This window comes from Streptomyces otsuchiensis, from assembly GCF_004305975.1.
In the GTDB taxonomy this organism is placed as follows: Bacteria; Actinomycetota; Actinomycetes; order Streptomycetales; family Streptomycetaceae; genus Streptomyces; species Streptomyces otsuchiensis.
Map to the genome: position 1 here is coordinate 1 of NZ_BHZI01000143.1, position 15667 is coordinate 15667.

The window sequence follows — 15667 nt, forward strand, 5'->3', positions numbered from 1 at the left end:
GCCGGGGGGTGTTCTCCTGCTCAGGTGTGTCGGGCACGGGTCCCAGACTGCCTCATCGCGGAAGGTGGCGTGGCCGCCGGGGGTCGGCACCGGGGGTACGGCACCCGGCGCTCGGCACCGGACCCGGCGCGGCGGGGGCGCGGTCGGCCTACCGTGGAGCCATGACCGACAACGGCGGGGCCCGGGTCGTGGTCCGGCGGGCGGACGAGCGATATCGCGGCGGTGACATCGCAGCGGGCATCGACACCCGTCACGCGTTCTCCTTCTCCGGTTTCTACGACCCCGACAACATCCGCTTCGGGCCGCTGACGGCCTGCAACGAGGAACGGATCGCCCCCGGCGGCGGGTACGAGGAGCACCGCCACCGGGACCTCGACATCGTCACCTGGGTCGTCGAGGGGGAACTGACCCACCGGGACAGCACCGGCCGCACGACGGTCGTCCGCCCCGGCGACGTGCAGCGGCTCAGCACGGGGGCGGGCGCCCGCCATGTCGAACGCAACGACGGTCCGGCCCCGTTGCGCTTCCTCCAGATGTGGCTGCTGCCGCGCGAACCGGGCGGTGAACCGGAGTACGAGGTGGTGCGCGGCATCGCCGACGCGACCCGGTACGCGCTCCCGCGCACCGACGCCGTGCTGCACGTGCGGCGTCCGCGCGTGGGAGAGGACGTACCCGTCCCGGACGCGCCGCTGGTCCACCTCCAGGTGGTGCGCGGGCGGGCGCGGCTGGGGGAGTGGACGTTGGCCGCCGGTGACGAGGCCAGGATCAGCGCGCCGGGGGACGACCTGGTCGTGACGGCGGTGGCGGAGGGCGGCGGGGACGCCGGTGACGTCCCCACCAGGGCCGGCCGGGCCGGCGGGCCGGGGCACGTGGAGCTGCTGCTGTGGGAGCTGGGCGAGCCGCCGGGGCCCGGCTGACCGCGCGCCAGATGGCCGCGCACACCGGGGCGTCGGGCCACGGAACCCCGGTGGTCGCGTCGGCGTCCCACCGGTGACGCGCCGCCACGGGGCCGCGCGGCGAGGGGGAGTGGCCATGTGCGGTGAAGAAGCGAACGAACGGCGCGCGAGACCCGGCGGGGGAGCGGGGACGGCATCGGGCGCCGGGCGCACGGACGGCCGGCGCGGGCGCGGCGCCTACCGCGCACGCGCAGGGCTGGTGCTCGCGGGGCTCGTCGCGCTGACGCAGCTGACCGCCCTGAGCTGGCCGGCCCACGCCTGCGGCTGCGGAGCGATGGTCACCGGCGACGGCCAGGCCATCACCGTCACCGAGGAGACCTCACTGGTGACCTGGGACGGTGAGACCCAGGAGATCGTGATGCGGCTGTCGGTGACCGGTGACGCCGACGCGGCGGCCTGGGTGATGCCGGTTCCCTCCCGCGCCGAGGTGGAACTCGGCGAACCGCGGCTGTTCGCGGAACTGGAGCGGCTGACCGCGCCCGAGTTCCGGACCCGCAGCTACTTCTGGCCCCGGGAGGGGGACTGGCCGCGCGTGGGCTCCGGGGACACCGCCGGAGCGCCGGGTGACGGAGCGGACGGAGGGGTGGAGGTGGTCGGCCGGGAGCAGCTGGGGCCGTTCGACGTGGCCCGGCTGGCGGCCGGGGACCCCCGTGCGCTGGAGGAGTGGCTGCGGGAGAACGGCTTCGCCCTGTCCGAGCGGCTCGGCGGGGAGCTGGAGCACTACGTCGCGGCGGGCTGGGAGTACGTGGCCATCCGGCTCGTACCCGGGGCGGGCGACGAGGCGGCCGACGAGGCGGTCGATCGGAAAACCGACGAGGCGGCCGTGCTGGGCGGCCGGCTCGAACCCCTGCACCTCAGCTTCGCGACCGACGAACCCGTCTACCCGATGCGGCTCTCCCGCCTGGCCGACAACCCGCAGCGGCTGACGCTCTACGTCCTGGCCGACCACCGCACCGAGCCGGCCGGGACCATCGGCGGCGACCCGGTGGAGGTGACGTTCGCCGGACGGCTGGACGCCGAGCGGACGGCCGAGGGACCGTTGCGCCCGTTCCTCGGGCAGGACCGCTTCCTGACCGTCCTGGAACAGGACTTTCCCGAGCCCGGCCGCATCACTGACGACCACGAGCTGGTCCGCGCGGCCGCCGACACCGAGTACCGGGAGGTGTACTACCGCGACCGGCTGCTGACCTGGGGCGGTGTCCCGGCCTGGCAGGTCACCGTCGGCTCGGTGGCGGGCCTCGCCGTCCTTGCCGCGGCGGCCGTCCCGCTGCTGCGCCGCCGCGCCGCTCTCCGGGAGCGGGACGACCGGCCCGAGCGGCCCGAGCGGTCCGGCCGGCCCGGCGCCGAGGCGGGCTGACCGGGCGCCGGTCAGCGCCGGCCGTGGTTCAGGGTGTGCCGCGGCCGGCCAGCTCCGCCAGCACCGCGTCGGTGAAGCGCGGCCACATCATCCCGGCCCACGGGCCGAAGGCCCGGTCGGTGAGCGCCACACAGGCAGCCCCCGCGTCCGGGTCCACCCACAGGAAGGTGCCCGACTGTCCGAAGTGGCCGAAGGTACGGGGCGAGGAACGCTCACCGGTCCAGTGCGGCGACTTGCCGTCGCGGATCTCGAAGCCCAGCCCCCAGTCGTTCGGCTTCTGGTGGCCGAACCCGGGCAGGACGCCCGCCAGGCCCGGGAAGCGGACCGAGGTGGCCTCGGCGACGGTCTGCGGCGACAGCAGCCGCGGGGACTGGAGTTCGGCCGCGAACCGCACCAGGTCGTCCACGGTGGAGACGGCGTCACGCGCGGGCGAGCCGTCCAGCGTCGTGGCACTCATGCCCAGTGGCTCCAGCAACCCCTGCCGCAGGTACTCGGTGAAGGGGATGCCGGTGGCCTTGGCCAGATGGTCGCCCAGCTCGTCGAAGCCCGTGTTGGAGTACAGCCGGCGGTCGCCCGGGGAGGCCATCACCCGCCGCTCGTCGAAGGCGAGGCCGGAGGTGTGCGCCAGCAGGTGGCGGACGGTGGAGCCGTCGGGACCGGCCGGGTCGTCCAGCTCCAGCGCCCCTTCCTCCACCGCTATCAGCACCGCGTAGGCGGCCAGCGGCTTGGTGACGGACGCCAGCGGGAAGCGTCGTCCGGTGGGGCCGCCGGACCCCGCGACCGTTCCGTCCGCCAGCACCACGGCTGCCGCCGCCGTGGGCACCGGCCACTGCTCGATGAGCGCCAGACTCTCCATGCCCCCGAGCTTATGCGCTGCCGTTCGGGCGCTTGTCGCGGGCGGGTCTTGCCTGGAGCGCACTCCAATTCCCTAGCGTGCTGACCATGACCGTGACCGAGACGGAGACAACGGCGGCCGGGACGGGCACCCGCCCGCTGTGCGCCGCGCCGCCGCGCCATCCCCGGCCCGACGGGGAGGACCGCTACACCATCAGCGAAGTGGCCGATCTCACGGGGCTGAGCGCCCACACCCTGCGCTGGTACGAGCGGATCGGTCTGCTCCAGCACGTCGACCGCTCCCACACCGGCCAGCGCCGGTTCAGCAACCGCGACCTCGACTGGCTGGAGCTGGTCGGCAAGCTGCGGCTGACCGGGATGCCGGTCGCCGACATGGTCCGATACGCCGAACTGGTCCGGGCCGGCGAGCACACCTACGAGCAACGCCAGCGGCTGCTGCGCGCCACCCGGGAGAACGTGCTCTCCCGGATCGCGGAGCTGGAGGAGACCGTGGCCGTCCTCGACCACAAGATCGACTACTACGCGGACGCCCGCCGGGCGTCGGACAGGGGACCGGCATGAGCATCGAGAACTCCGGCGTCGAGAACTCCGGAACCGACGAGACCCGAACCGACGAGCCCGGCGCCGACAACCCGCGCGGCGCCGACCACCCCGGTGCCGCCACGCCCGCCACCTCCGCCTGGCCGATCCGCACGGTGCTGCTCGGACGGGCCGGCCCCGAGGTCGGCGTCCAGGGCCTGGGCTGCATGGGAATGAGCTACGCCTACGGCCCCACCGACCTCGACGAGGCACGCGCCACCCTGGAACGCGCCCTGGAACTGGGCGTCAACCACTTCGACACCGCCGAGCTGTACGGCGACGGGGAGAACGAGCGGTTCCTCGCCCCGTTCGTCGCCGCCCACCGTGAGGAGATCGTGCTCGACAGCAAGTGCGGAATCGTGCCCGACCCCGACCACCCCGGCTCCGCCGTCGCCGACAACCGTCCGGAGTACATCCGGCGCGCGGTCGACGGCTCGCTGCGGCGGCTGGGCACCGACACCCTCGACCTGTACTACCTGCACCGGCGGGACGTCCGGGTCCCGATCGAGGAGTCGGTCGGCGCGATGGGGGAGCTGGTCGCGGCCGGCAAGGTGCGGCACCTGGGACTCAGCGAGGTCACCGGCGAGGAGCTGCGGGCCGCGCACGCCGTCCACCCGATCGCGGCTCTCCAGTCCGAGTGGTCACTGTTCTCCCGGGATGTGGAGCGCACCGCCGTACCGGCCGCCGCCGAGCTGGGGACCGCCTTCGTGCCCTACTCGCCGCTGGGCAGGGGGTTCCTCACCGGGGCGTTCGCCGCCGCCGACACCGACCTGCCGGCCGAGGACTTCCGGCGCAACCAGCCGCGGTTCACCGGCGAGAACGCGGGACGCAACGGCGCGCTGCTGGCCGTGGTCCGGGAGATCGCCGCCGAACAGGGCGTCACACCCGCCCAGATCGCGCTCGCCTGGGTGCACGCGCAGGCGGAGCGGCACGGTCTGACCGTGGTCCCGATCCCCGGCACCCGGAATCGGCGGCGGATCGAGGAGAATGCCGCCGCCACCCGAGTCGCCCTGGACGAGAGCCAGTTGACGCGTCTGGACGCGCTCGCGGATCAGGTCGCGGGGGACCGTTATGCGAGCATGGGACACACGTCGGCCGGCCGGGAGTGACAGTGCGCGGCCCGTACCCGTGGGTAGCGGCTGCGTGTGAGGGAGGCTGGCCGGGTGGTGGGGCGGTGGCATAGCATCCTCGCCAGGCGTGAGCGTGCGGTTCCGCCGAAAACGGTGGTGTGCTGGGGGCTGGAAATGATGTGTTCGCAGTGCCAGATCGGCCGGGCCTGGGACGCCAAGGGCCGCTGCCGGCCGTGCTCCATCGGCAATGTGAACCTCGGCGCGCCCGGCACCTCGGCGCCGCCCGCGCAGATCGCCCCGCCGCCCGCCAACCTCTCGCTGACCCCCGCGCCCGAGGCGCCGGCCGTACCCGTGATGGCGGCGAAGCCGCCGGTGGCGTGCAGCCAGTGCTGGATCGGGGTCGCCTGGGACGACGAGGGGCGGTGCCGGCCCTGCTCGGACGGCGGTGTCCGGCTGGCGCCTTCGGCGCCGGAGCCCGAGCCCGTGCCGGAGCCCGAGGTCTCGCCCGTCTCGCGGGCCCGTCGCTGGTTCGGTGAGCGGCGCGCCTCGGGCAACCCGCCGTCCGTCTGACCCGCCCTCACACACCGGCCGTCCCCGGTGGCGCCGGCCCCGCGTGACGGCACCGGCCGTCCCCCGCGGCGCGCCCTGCCAGCGGGGGCGCCGGGGCCCGGCCGCTCACAGCTGTGAGAGCAGGTCCCGCTTCTTGGTGGTGAACTCGTCGTCGGTGAGCAGTCCCGCGGAGTGCAGGTCACCGAGGTGCCGGATGCGCTCGGCGATGTCGGCCGGATTGCCCCGTGCCTCGCGCGCGCTGTCCGGCGGGCCCAGCAGATCCGGTTCCGTCTCCCGCACCGCCTCCAGCACGCTCGCCGCCAGCGGCAGTGACTCGTGGACCAGTCCGTAGCCGAGGGCGAAGACCACCGCGGAGGGGTCCTGGTCGGCGGGCGGGGGCGTCCCGATCTCTATGGCCCGGCCGTCCAGCCCGCGATGGATCAGCCGCAGATGCCCGCCGGAGACCTCCGGGGAGCGCCAGTCGACGCCGGCCAGCTCGCCGACCTGGAAAGACTGGTCGCCGGCCTTCCACTTGGCGGAGGTCGCCCCGGTCCAGAACCAGCGGAAGGAGACGGTCTTCCCGTCGAAGCCGACCTTGCCGTCGTACGCCTTGAACGCCAGCGGCGCCGCCGGTGCGGCGACGAGGAACCGGTCGGCGGCCAGGTGAGCGTCGCGGGCCAGACCGGCGCGGATCCGCTCCACGGCGGCGTTCGCCTCGTCCTCGCGCTCCCCGGACAGCACCAGCCGGTAGGGGTTGGCGGCATGGCGCAGTTGGCCGTCGGCGACCTCGATCAGCGGATCGGCGCCCGCGCGCGGCGTGGCGAGCAGTTCCACGGTGCCCCGCTTGGACCCGGGGACGACCTCCACCGCGCTCAGCGCCGCGTACGGGACGAGACGTTCGCCCAGGACGTGGAAGAGCTTCGGTGTACGAATTCCCCGTTCGAAGCGGATGAGCATCGAGTCGGTGTCGAACTCCCATGAGGAGTGGATTCCGGCCAGCACATCACCCATACGGGTCATCGTATGCGGCGATGTACCGTTGCTGGCTACCCTCTGCGGCGACGAGGTGGCGGATTCACGCCATTGCGCAGCTCAGGCGCGGTGCGCGCCGGGCTACTCATCCGTACGCCACCCGGGTGACCGAGCACCGCGCGGCGGCGGATGGCGTGCGCCCGCCGTCCGCTGGCGCCCGGCCGCCGTTCACACCCGCGGGCCCCCGGGCACGCAGTACGGGCCGTCGCCGTCCCATCCGGCGCGGGCCACCAGCCCGGCGCCGATCCGGGCGAACCCCTCCAGGCTGTCGGTGCCGGGAACGAAGTAGCCCCCGTGCCCGGTCACGTCGTCGCTGCTCACGGGAAGCGCGCCGAACGCGGGGGCCGCCGGGTCCTCCCCGTGGCCGAGCGGACCGACGGCCAGGTGCGGGACGTCGCCGATCCAGTCGTCCGCCGCGCGGGCCGCCCAGATCCGGGCGTCGGTGCCCAGCCGGCTCGCGTGCGAGCCGCGCATCCCCGGGCTGCCCGCCACCGCGATGTCGGTCACCCGGTCCGGGAGCGAGGACGCCGCGACCCCGCAGACCACCGAGCCGTAGGAGTGGCAGAACAGCGCGACGGTCGCGTCCGGCGGCAGGCCCGAGACGGTGTCCCGCAGCCGCCGGCCGCCCTCCTGCGCCAGCCCCTCGGTGGCCGCCGAGACGCCGACGCCGTGCGGTGCGCTGTAGTCCGCCCACGCGATCACCGCCGTCCGCCGCTCCGGGGCCGCCTTCCGCTGCTGGTGGTGCAGGGCGCGCGCCATCCCCACCGGCGCCCGGTACTTCAGATGGCTTCGCTCGAAGGTCAGCAGGTCGGTGTCGACGCCGGGCACCACCACGGAGATCCGCCGGGCTTCGGTGAGGTCGCCGAAGACCTCGGCGACCCGTCCGCGCCCGGTCGGGTCGAAGGCGAGGATCTGGCGGTCCTCCGCCAGCAGCGAGTCGAAGCGGTGCACCAGGCGCGCTGCCTCGTGCCGGCCGGACGGCGACAGCCGCGGGTCCAGACCACGGGCGACCTCATGGGCGCGAGCGTCGGCGAGCGCGTGCCGGTTGGCCCGGTAACGCACCTCCACCGGGGCCCCGTTCAGATTGCCCACCACCAGCGGGTGACGCTCGGCGAGCAGCAGCTGCTTGCGATGGCCCATCGACGCGAAGAACGCGGAGATCTCCGCGGCCCCCGCGCCCGGCTCCGGCAGCGACACCCCGGTGATCTCGTCGTGCTGCCAGGCGAGCAGCTGGGCGGCGAAGCTGCCGGGCTCCGGCGGTTCGTTGCGGTGCAGCCAGCCGGAGGTCACCAGCACCGCGAACACCACCGCAAGGGTCGTCAGGACGCGCCGTGCGGTGGTCGCCGTCAGCCTGGGTCGCGGGCACTCCACCGCTCAGCATGATAGGAGCACCCCGGGGGCCGACCGCCATGTCCGAAGGGCCCGGACCTGCCCTTTCTGGTGTGGTGTCCACCACAACGAGCCGTGCGCGCCCACCGGGGCCGCTCTCGCCGGGCCGGGCACGCGGGGGTCCGCGCGCCGGGGCGTGAGGCGCGACCGGACCGGCCCTCCGGGCCCGGGAACGCCGGACGCCCGGGAGCCGGTGAGGCTCCCGGGCGTCCGGGCCGGCCGTGGAGGGCCGGGGTGGTGCGTGCTCCGTCAGGCGTCGCCGCCGGCCGCGCCGGGGTCGGCGGCGGCCACGTCGAGCAGCTGGTAGCGGTCGATCGCCTGCTTCAGCGCCGAGCGGTCGACCTTGTCCTCGCGGGCCAGCTCGGTCAGCACACCGAGCACGATCGACTGCGCGTCGATGTGGAAGTGGCGGCGGGCCGCGCCCCGGGTGTCGGCGAAGCCGAAACCGTCGGCACCCAGCGACTGGTAGGTGCCGGGCACCCACCGGGAGATCTGGTCCGGCACCGCGCGCATCCAGTCCGAGACGGCGACGAACGGGCCGTCGGCGCCCTGGAGCTTGCGGGTGACGAACGGCACGCGCTGCTCCTCCTCCGGGTGGAGCAGGTTGTGGCGCTCGACCTCCACCGCGTCACGGCGCAGCTCGTTCCACGACGTGGCCGACCAGACGTCGGCACGGACGTTCCACTCCTCGGCCAGGATGCGCTGGGCCTCGATGGCCCACGGCACGGCCACACCGGAGGCGAGGATCTGCGCGGGGATCTCGCCCGCGTCGGCCGCGCGGAAGCGGTGGATGCCCTTGAGGATGCCCTCGACGTCGGCGTCCTCCGGCTCGGCCGGGTGCTTGATCGGCTCGTTGTAGACCGTGAGGTAGTAGAAGACGTCCTCGGCGTTCTCCCCGTACATCCGCCGCAGGCCGTCCCGCACGATGTGCGCGATCTCGAAGCCGAACGCCGGGTCGTAGGCGACACAGGCCGGGTTGGTGGACGCCAGCAGGTGGGAGTGGCCGTCCGCGTGCTGGAGGCCCTCACCGGTCAGCGTGGTCCGGCCGGCGGTGGCGCCGAGCACGAAGCCGCGGGAGAGCTGGTCGGCCATCTGCCAGAACTGGTCGCCCGTGCGCTGGAACCCGAACATCGAGTAGAAGACGTAGATCGGGATCAGGTGCTCGCCGTGGGTGGCGTAGGCGGACCCGGCGGCGATCAGGGAGGCGGTACAGCCCGCCTCGCTGATGCCGTCGTGCAGCATCTGCCCGGTCGGCGACTCCTTGTAGGACAGGAGCAGATCCCGGTCGACCGACTCGTACGTCTGGCCCAGCGGGTTGTAGATCTTCGCGGACGGGAAGAACGCGTCCATGCCGAAGGTCCGGTACTCGTCCGGGGCGATCGGCACGAAGCGGTTGCCGATCTCCTTGTCCCGCATGAGGTCCTTCAGCACCCGCACGAACGCCATGGTGGTGGCGATCTCCTGCGAGCCGGAGCCCTTGCGGGCCGTGGCGTACGCCTTGTCGCCCGGCAGCGCGAGCGGCTTGGAGCGGTCCACCCGCGTCGGTACGTACCCGCCCAGCGCCTTGCGCCGGTCGTGCATGTACTGGATCTCCTCGGAGTCCCGTCCCGGGTGGTAGTACGGCGGCAGGCCGTCCTCCAGCTCCTTGTCCGGGATGGGGAGGTGCAGCCGGTCACGGAAGCGCTTGAGGTCCTCGACCGTCAGCTTCTTCATCTGGTGGGTGGCGTTGCGGCCCTCGAAGTTCGGGCCCAGCGTCCAGCCCTTGACCGTCTGCGCCAGGATCACCGTCGGCTGGCCGCGGTGGCTCTTGGCGGCCTGGTAGGCGGCGTAGATCTTGCGGTGGTCGTGACCACCGCGGCCCAGATGCAGGATCTGGTCGTCGGTCATGTTCTCGACCATGGCGCGCAGGCGCTGGTCGTCACCGAAGAAGTGGTCGCGGATGTACGCGCCGGTCTCGGTGGCGTAGGTCTGGAACTGGCCGTCGGGGGTGGTGTTGAGCTTGTTGACCAGCACCCCGTCGCGGTCCTGGGCCAGCAGCGGGTCCCAGGAGCGGTCCCAGACGAGCTTGACGACGTTCCAGCCGGCGCCCCGGAAGACCGATTCCAGTTCCTGGATGACCTTGCCGTTGCCGCGGACCGGGCCGTCGAGCCGCTGGAGGTTGCAGTTCACCACGAAGGTGAGGTTGTCCAGGCCCTCGCGCGCGGCCAGCGTGAGCTGGCCCAGCGACTCCGGCTCGTCCATCTCGCCGTCGCCGAGGTAGGCCCACACATGCGACTTGGAGGTGTCGGCGATGCCGCGCGCCTCCATGTAGCGGTTCATCCGCGCCTGGTAGATCGCACCGAGCGGGCCGAGGCCCATCGAGACGGTGGGGAACTCCCAGAAGTCCGGCATCAGCCGGGGGTGCGGGTAGCTGGAGAGGCCGTTGGGGGCCTTGGACTTCTCCTGTCGGAACGAGTCCAGGTGGCCCTCGTTCAGGCGGTCCAGCAGGTAGGCGCGGGCGTAGATGCCGGGGGAGGCGTGCCCCTGGAAGAAGATCTGGTCGCCGCCGTCACCGCCGTCCTTGCCCCGGAAGAAGTGGTTGAAGCCCACGTCGTACAGGGAGGCGGAGGAGGCGAACGTCGCGATGTGGCCACCGACGCCGATGCCGGGACGCTGGGCGCGCGAGACCATGACGGCCGCGTTCCAGCGCGTGGCGTTGAGCACCTTGCGCTCGATGTCGGTGTTACCGGGGAAGAACGGCTCGTCCTTGGTCGCGATCGTGTTGACGTAGTCCGTGGAGCTCATCTCCGGGACCGCGACGCGCTGGGCGCGAGCACGCTCGATCAACCGCAGCATCAGGTAGCGGGCACGTTCCCGGCCGCGCTCGTCGACAGCGGCGTCGAGGGAGTCCAGCCATTCCTGCGTTTCCTCGGGGTCGTAATCCGGGACCTGGCTGGGAAGGCCGCCAATGATGATCGGGTTGCGATCGGATGCGGAAGCCACGCTGTTCCTTCGCTGTGAGTTGTCTTGCTCTGCTGGTGTCGCGCCGCCTTCCATCGTGTACCTCCGGAAGCGAAACGTCATCTCTACTGGGAGGTAACTCCCACGTGGTGAGACGCTTGTCCTCGTGGGCGACGTGCCCGGCCGGGCAGGCGACCGCACGGTGCGGCCGACCGGCAACCCTACGCCGGGGCACGGGGACATCCGTTCGGCGGGCTCCGTGTCCGCGACCGGCGAGATCCGGGCGGAGCGCCACAAGGCGGCAGACGAAGATCAAACTGTGTCTTAAATCACGCAACCGGACGTACTGTGGACCGAGAAGTCAACCTTTGGGCGGGCGCGTCGGTCCGGTACTTGCGTGATCCGCTCCGCCCGTGTGGACTACCGCTGAGGCTCGCGCACGTGCGAGCCGACGACCGTACTCCACATCAACAGGACAGGAGGCCATCCGTGAGCGCGACCGCGGACCACGCGGAGGAGCGGACCAACCCCGCCGACCGGCTGGGTTTCCAGCCCGGACAGGTGGTCCAGGAGCTCGGCTACGACGACGATGCCGAGCAGGAGCTTCGCGAGGGGATCGAGGCCGTCACGGGCCAGTCGCTCGTCGACGAAGACCATGACGACGTGGCTGATGCCGTGGTGCTGTGGTTCCGTGACGACGACGGTGACCTGACCGACGCGCTGGTGGATGCCACCACACTGATCGACCCCGGTGCGCCGGTCTGGCTGCTGACGCCCAAGACGGGCCGGGACGGCTACGTGGAGCCGAGCGACATCGGTGAGGCCGCGCAGACCGCCGGCCTGGCGCAGACGAAGACCATCAGCGCCGGGAAGGACTGGGCGGGCAGCCGCCTGGTCACTCCCAAGGCCGCCGGCCGCAAGTAGCCGGCGGGCCATCGGCCCGCACCGCACCGCCGTCCCCGGCGCCCTGATGGGCGCCGGGGACGGCGGCGTAGGCTGAGCGGGTCCTCGCCCTCCGCACGCGCCGTCGTCGGCCGGTCACGCCCGCGCCCGGCGCCGACGTGCCCCGCCGGCCCGGCCGGCGGCCACCCCAGCGGCGGCCGCCACCACCGGCGCGGCGGCGGACGGCGACGACGGGCCCGCCGTGCGGGCCCGTCCCCAGGTCCGTCAGCATCAGGAACCAGAAAGGGGAGCGCACGTGGCGATCGTGCCCGGCTCCAAGGCGCCCGACTTCACCCTCCGCAACCAGCACGGGGAGAGCGTCAGGCTCTCCGACTTCCGCGGCGAGAAGAACGTCGTGCTGCTGTTCTACCCGTTCGCCTTCACCGGCACCTGCACGGGCGAGCTGTGCGCCCTGCGCGACAAGCTGCCGACCTTCGTCAACGACGACACCCAGCTGCTCGCCGTCTCCAACGACGCGCCGTTCTCCCTGCGCGTCTTCGCCGAGCAGGAGGGCCTGGAGTACCCGCTGCTCTCGGACTTCTGGCCGCACGGCGAGGTCTCGCGTGCCTACGAGGTCTTCGACGAGGAGAAGGGCTGCGCGGTGCGCGGCACCTTCATCATCGACAAGGAGGGCGTCGTGCGCTGGACCGTGGTCAACGGTCTGCCCGACGCCCGCGACCTCGACGAGTACGTCACCGCACTTCAGGCGCTGTAACGACGCCACCCCCCGCCGCCGGGCCGACGCCGGCCCGGCGGCGGGGTCCGCGTCCGGCCGGAACAATGCAACTGGCATATTGGGCCGGGACCCTATGCCGTGAAGAACTCTGGAGGAACCCTGTGGGAGTCAGCCTCATCAAGGGCGGAAACGTCTCGCTGACGAAGGCAGCGCCCAACCTGACCGCCGTCACCGTGGGGCTCGGCTGGGAGGCCCGCGCGACGACCGGCGCCGACTTCGACCTCGACGCCAGCGCGCTGCTCGTCGGCGCGGCCGGCAAGGTCCTCAGCGACGCGCACTTCATCTTCTTCAACAACCTCAAGAGCCCGGACGAAGCCGTCGAGCACATGGGCGACGAGCTGGTCGGTGGCAGCGACGGCGCGGACGAGGACGAGGAGGAGATCAAGGTCAACCTCTCCACCCTCTCCCCGGAGGTCGACAAGGTCGTCTTCCCGGTGTCCATCTACGACGCCGACACCCGTCAGCAGAACTTCGGGCAGGTGCGGAACGCCTACATCCGCATCGTCAACCAGAGCGACGGCAACGAGCTGGCCCGCTACGACCTGAGCGAGGACGCCTCCTCGGAGACCGCGATGGTCTTCGGCGAGCTGTACCGCCACGGCACCGAGTGGAAGTTCCGCGCGATCGGCCAGGGCTACGCCTCCGGTCTGCGCGGCATCGCGCTGGACTACGGCGTCAACGTCTGAGCCCCGCGCGCGTCCTTCCCGACGGCCCGGTGACAGGCCGACAACCGGATAGCACCACCCCCGGCGTGCCGGGGCCCGCGGCCGGTGCCGTGTCCACTCCCGGGCGGGAGCGGGCGCGGCACCGGTCGCGGAAGGCGCCCCGTTCGGAGCACCATCGAACCGAGGGTCCGGACAGGACCCGGCACGCGCTCCGCCCCGGACGCGTCCTCACGAGAGAACGCCCCCGCGCCGGGTACGGTCGCGATCGCAGTCGCGGGAGAACGGGAAGACAGTGATTCTGAGAACGTTCGGCTGGTCGTTCGGCGTGACAGCGCTGGGCCTCGTCGCCGCCTTCTACTTCTGGGGGTGGGAGGGGTTCGCGGTCGTCGCGATCCTCTCCGTGCTGGAGATCTCGCTGTCCTTCGACAACGCGGTCGTCAACGCCGGCATCCTGAAGCGGATGTCGCTGTTCTGGCAGAAGATCTTCCTCACCATCGGCATACTGATCGCCGTCTTCGGCATGCGGCTGGTCTTCCCGGTGGCGATCGTCGCGGTGACGGCGGGGATCGGCCCCGTCGAGGCGGTCCGGCTGGCCACGAACGAGCCGGACACCTACGAGATGATGGTGACCGACGCCCACCCGTCGATCGCCGCATTCGGCGGGATGTTCCTGCTGATGATCTTCCTCAACTTCATCTTCCAGGAGCGCGAGGTCCACTGGATCGGCCCGCTGGAGCGGGTGCTCGCCAAGCTCGGGAAGATCGACGGCTTCTCCGTCGGTGTCGCGCTCGCCGCGCTGCTGCTCACCGCCTCCACGGTCGCCACCCACGCGTACCAGCACGGCGGTACCTACACCGACAAGTCGGGGACGGTGCTGGTGGCCGGTGTCGCCGGCGTGCTGACCTACCTGGTCGTCGGCGGGCTCTCCGGCTTCTTCGAGAACAAGCTGGAGGAGGACGAGGAGCGGGTCGCCGAGGCCGAGGAGGCCGCTAAGCGCGCCGGCAAGCAGCCCTCGGTGATCGGCGTCACCGGCAAGGCCGCGTTCTTCCTCTTCCTCTACCTGGAGGTGCTCGACGCCTCCTTCTCCTTCGACGGGGTCATCGGCGCCTTCGCCATCACCAACCACATCTTCTGGATGGCGCTCGGCCTGGGCATCGGCGCGATGTACGTGCGCTCGATCACCATCTACCTGGTGCGCGAGGGCACCCTCGACGAGTACCGCTACCTGGAACACGGCGCGCACTACGCCATCGGCGCCCTGTCGGTCATGCTGCTGATCTCCATCCGCTGGCACCTGCCGGAGCTGGTCACCGGCGGCCTCGGCGTCGGCCTGATCGGCCTGGCGTTCTGGTCCTCGCTGCGGGCCAACCGTGTCGACGCCGCCGCGGGTGGCGGCGGCAGCGGCGACCGCCCGGCGGTCTCCACCGGAAGCTGAGCCGCCGGAGACCCGGACCGAGCTGAACCGAACGGTTCCGTTCCTGCCTCGTTCCGCCCCGCCCGGCACGCTCCGGGCGGGGCGGTTCACTGCCGGGGTGCCCAACGAGGTGTGAGGCGGCCCCGATTGCGGAAGTATCCTCTGCGAGGCGGGGCCCCGCTCGGGTCGAACCCCGGGACGGGCCGCGCCTCGCCAGCGTGTACGGCGCCGGGCCGCCGACGGCGCCAGGGGACCACAGGGCGAGGGGACGGTAGAACAAGAGCATGGTGTCGCTGTGGGATTACTGGCGCCGCGCCCGGACGCCGACGGCGCGGTTCGACGCGACAACGGGATCGAGCACGTACGCGATCGAGCTGACCCGGCGCGCTCCCCGGATCTCGCTGACGGCGCAGGGGGCTGCGTCGGGCACCTTGCGTATCAGCCTCACATGGCGGATGCGCGGCTCCGACATGATGGGGAGCCGGACCCACCGCAGGTCCTTCGCCTGGCGGAACCCGCTGGAGGTCTTCCGGCCGCCGGAGGTGGTCGGCCACACGGTGGGCATCGTCGATGTCGACTTCGACCTCGCGTGCCTCTACGAGATGGAGGACGGCAGCAAGGGGGTCGTACAGCCGCTCGGCGGGCTGCTGGGCGACTTCAACGGGCCCCCGTACCTCAAGCTCGCCGGGGACGACCGGTTCGGTGGCGGCTCGGGCGAGGTCATCTACGCCAACCTCGACCATCAGGAGAAGTTCAAGCGCCTGCTCGTCTTCGTCTACATCTACGACGGGATACCGGCGTTCGAGCACGCCGATGTCTCCGTGACGCTCGACGCCACCAACGGGATGCATATCGAGGTTCCGCTCACCGATCCGACCCCGCAGGCCCGGTCGTGCGCGGTCATCGCGCTTGAGCACGAGGACGGCGAACTAGTCGCTCGGCGTGAGGTCAAGTACGTCTACGGCTTCCAGTCGGAGATCGACCGGCTCTACGGCTGGGGCATGGCCTGGGGGCGCGGCACCAAGCCCAGCCGGCTGCGCCACTGACCCACGACGCGGCGTCCGCTGTCCACGCGGGGCGGCGCCCGCTGTCCACGCGGGGCGGCAGGGATGCTCCTATGGATGTCAAGCCACTGGAGCAAGGTCGGTTTGAGTGATTTGTGCTCTTGGTGTGGTGGTCAGGG

General features: G+C 72.1%; 14 protein-coding genes. 10 read left to right on the plus strand and 4 right to left on the minus strand.

The annotated features are described in order from the left end of the window. Positions 1-161 precede the first annotated feature (161 nt). Positions 162-917 (plus strand): pirin family protein, encoded by a 756-nt coding sequence (locus tag E0D90_RS15105; protein ID WP_130798715.1) that lies wholly within the window; start codon positions 162-164, stop codon positions 915-917. 238 nt (positions 918-1155) lie between these two features. Then, complete coding sequence (locus E0D90_RS15110; protein ID WP_227870234.1) at positions 1156-2313, plus strand: DUF2330 domain-containing protein; 1158 nt, start codon at positions 1156-1158, stop codon at positions 2311-2313. 28 nt (positions 2314-2341) lie between these two features. Here the strand turns inward: E0D90_RS15110 and E0D90_RS15115 are convergent, their stop codons facing one another. Further along, entirely contained in the window at positions 2342-3169 is an 828-nt protein-coding gene (locus E0D90_RS15115; protein ID WP_130798719.1) for a serine hydrolase domain-containing protein, read from the minus strand. A gap of 86 nt (positions 3170-3255) precedes the next feature. Here E0D90_RS15115 and E0D90_RS15120 point away from each other — a divergent pair, with 86 nt between their 5' ends. The 3 genes from E0D90_RS15120 to E0D90_RS15130 all read left to right on the plus strand — a co-directional run bounded on the left by E0D90_RS15120 (position 3256) and on the right by E0D90_RS15130 (position 5387). Then, the gene (locus tag E0D90_RS15120; protein ID WP_103528404.1) at positions 3256-3729 is read left to right on the plus strand and encodes a MerR family transcriptional regulator; all 474 of its coding nucleotides are present in this window, start codon (positions 3256-3258) and stop codon (positions 3727-3729) included. A 185-nt stretch (positions 3730-3914) separates the two neighbouring features. Then, complete coding sequence (locus tag E0D90_RS15125) at positions 3915-4856, plus strand: aldo/keto reductase (RefSeq protein ID WP_227870236.1); 942 nt, start codon at positions 3915-3917, stop codon at positions 4854-4856. Between the two features lie 135 nt (positions 4857-4991). Further along, a complete protein-coding gene (locus E0D90_RS15130) occupies positions 4992-5387 on the plus strand; it encodes a hypothetical protein (RefSeq protein ID WP_103501551.1) in 396 nt (131 codons plus the stop codon). Positions 5388-5492: 105 nt separating this feature from the next. On the opposite strand, the gene E0D90_RS15135 is transcribed toward E0D90_RS15130, so the two are convergent. The 3 genes from E0D90_RS15135 to aceE form a co-directional block, all read right to left on the minus strand. Further along, positions 5493-6377 carry a DUF4429 domain-containing protein gene (locus E0D90_RS15135; protein ID WP_103501552.1) on the minus strand — a complete coding sequence of 295 codons (885 nt, stop codon included), beginning with the start codon at positions 6375-6377 and terminating at the stop codon, positions 5493-5495. Between the two features lie 189 nt (positions 6378-6566). After that, positions 6567-7769, minus strand: coding sequence for an alpha/beta hydrolase (locus E0D90_RS15140; protein ID WP_227870235.1), 1203 nt, complete (start codon positions 7767-7769; stop codon positions 6567-6569). Between the two features lie 267 nt (positions 7770-8036). Beyond that, positions 8037-10769, minus strand: a complete 2733-nt coding sequence (aceE, locus tag E0D90_RS15145) for a pyruvate dehydrogenase (acetyl-transferring), homodimeric type (protein ID WP_130798723.1) — start codon at positions 10767-10769, stop codon at positions 8037-8039. Positions 10770-11216: 447 nt separating this feature from the next. On the opposite strand from aceE, the gene E0D90_RS15150 reads away from it, so the two are divergent. The 5 genes from E0D90_RS15150 (at position 11217) to E0D90_RS15170 (ending at position 15530) form a co-directional block, all read left to right on the plus strand. Then, entirely contained in the window at positions 11217-11651 is a 435-nt protein-coding gene (locus E0D90_RS15150; RefSeq protein ID WP_103501554.1) for a DUF3052 domain-containing protein, read from the plus strand. Between the two features lie 274 nt (positions 11652-11925). Beyond that, complete coding sequence (locus E0D90_RS15155; protein ID WP_103501164.1) at positions 11926-12384, plus strand: peroxiredoxin; 459 nt, start codon at positions 11926-11928, stop codon at positions 12382-12384. Positions 12385-12506: 122 nt separating this feature from the next. Next, the gene (locus E0D90_RS15160) at positions 12507-13091 is read left to right on the plus strand and encodes a TerD family protein (protein ID WP_103501165.1); all 585 of its coding nucleotides are present in this window, start codon (positions 12507-12509) and stop codon (positions 13089-13091) included. A gap of 271 nt (positions 13092-13362) precedes the next feature. Beyond that, positions 13363-14505 (plus strand): DUF475 domain-containing protein, encoded by a 1143-nt coding sequence (locus E0D90_RS15165; RefSeq protein WP_174856205.1) that lies wholly within the window; start codon positions 13363-13365, stop codon positions 14503-14505. Between the two features lie 263 nt (positions 14506-14768). Next, positions 14769-15530: a Tellurium resistance gene (locus tag E0D90_RS15170; RefSeq protein ID WP_103501166.1), complete on the plus strand. Its 762-nt coding sequence runs from the start codon at positions 14769-14771 to the stop codon at positions 15528-15530. Positions 15531-15667: the final 137 nt, after the last annotated feature.

What these genes read in the sequence shown, in the direction of transcription:
- E0D90_RS15105 (WP_130798715.1), top strand. Translation starts at nt 162, where the DNA reads ATGACCGACAACGGCGGGGCCCGGGTCGTGGTCCGGCGGGCGGACGAG.
- E0D90_RS15115 (WP_130798719.1), bottom strand. Translation starts at nt 3,169, where the DNA reads ATGGAGAGTCTGGCGCTCATCGAGCAGTGGCCGGTGCCCACGGCGGCG.
- E0D90_RS15120 (WP_103528404.1), top strand. Translation starts at nt 3,256, where the DNA reads ATGACCGTGACCGAGACGGAGACAACGGCGGCCGGGACGGGCACCCGC.
- E0D90_RS15125 (WP_227870236.1), top strand. Translation starts at nt 3,915, where the DNA reads ATGGGAATGAGCTACGCCTACGGCCCCACCGACCTCGACGAGGCACGC.
- E0D90_RS15130 (WP_103501551.1), top strand. Translation starts at nt 4,992, where the DNA reads ATGATGTGTTCGCAGTGCCAGATCGGCCGGGCCTGGGACGCCAAGGGC.
- E0D90_RS15135 (WP_103501552.1), bottom strand. Translation starts at nt 6,377, where the DNA reads ATGGGTGATGTGCTGGCCGGAATCCACTCCTCATGGGAGTTCGACACC.
- E0D90_RS15170 (WP_103501166.1), top strand. Translation starts at nt 14,769, where the DNA reads ATGGTGTCGCTGTGGGATTACTGGCGCCGCGCCCGGACGCCGACGGCG.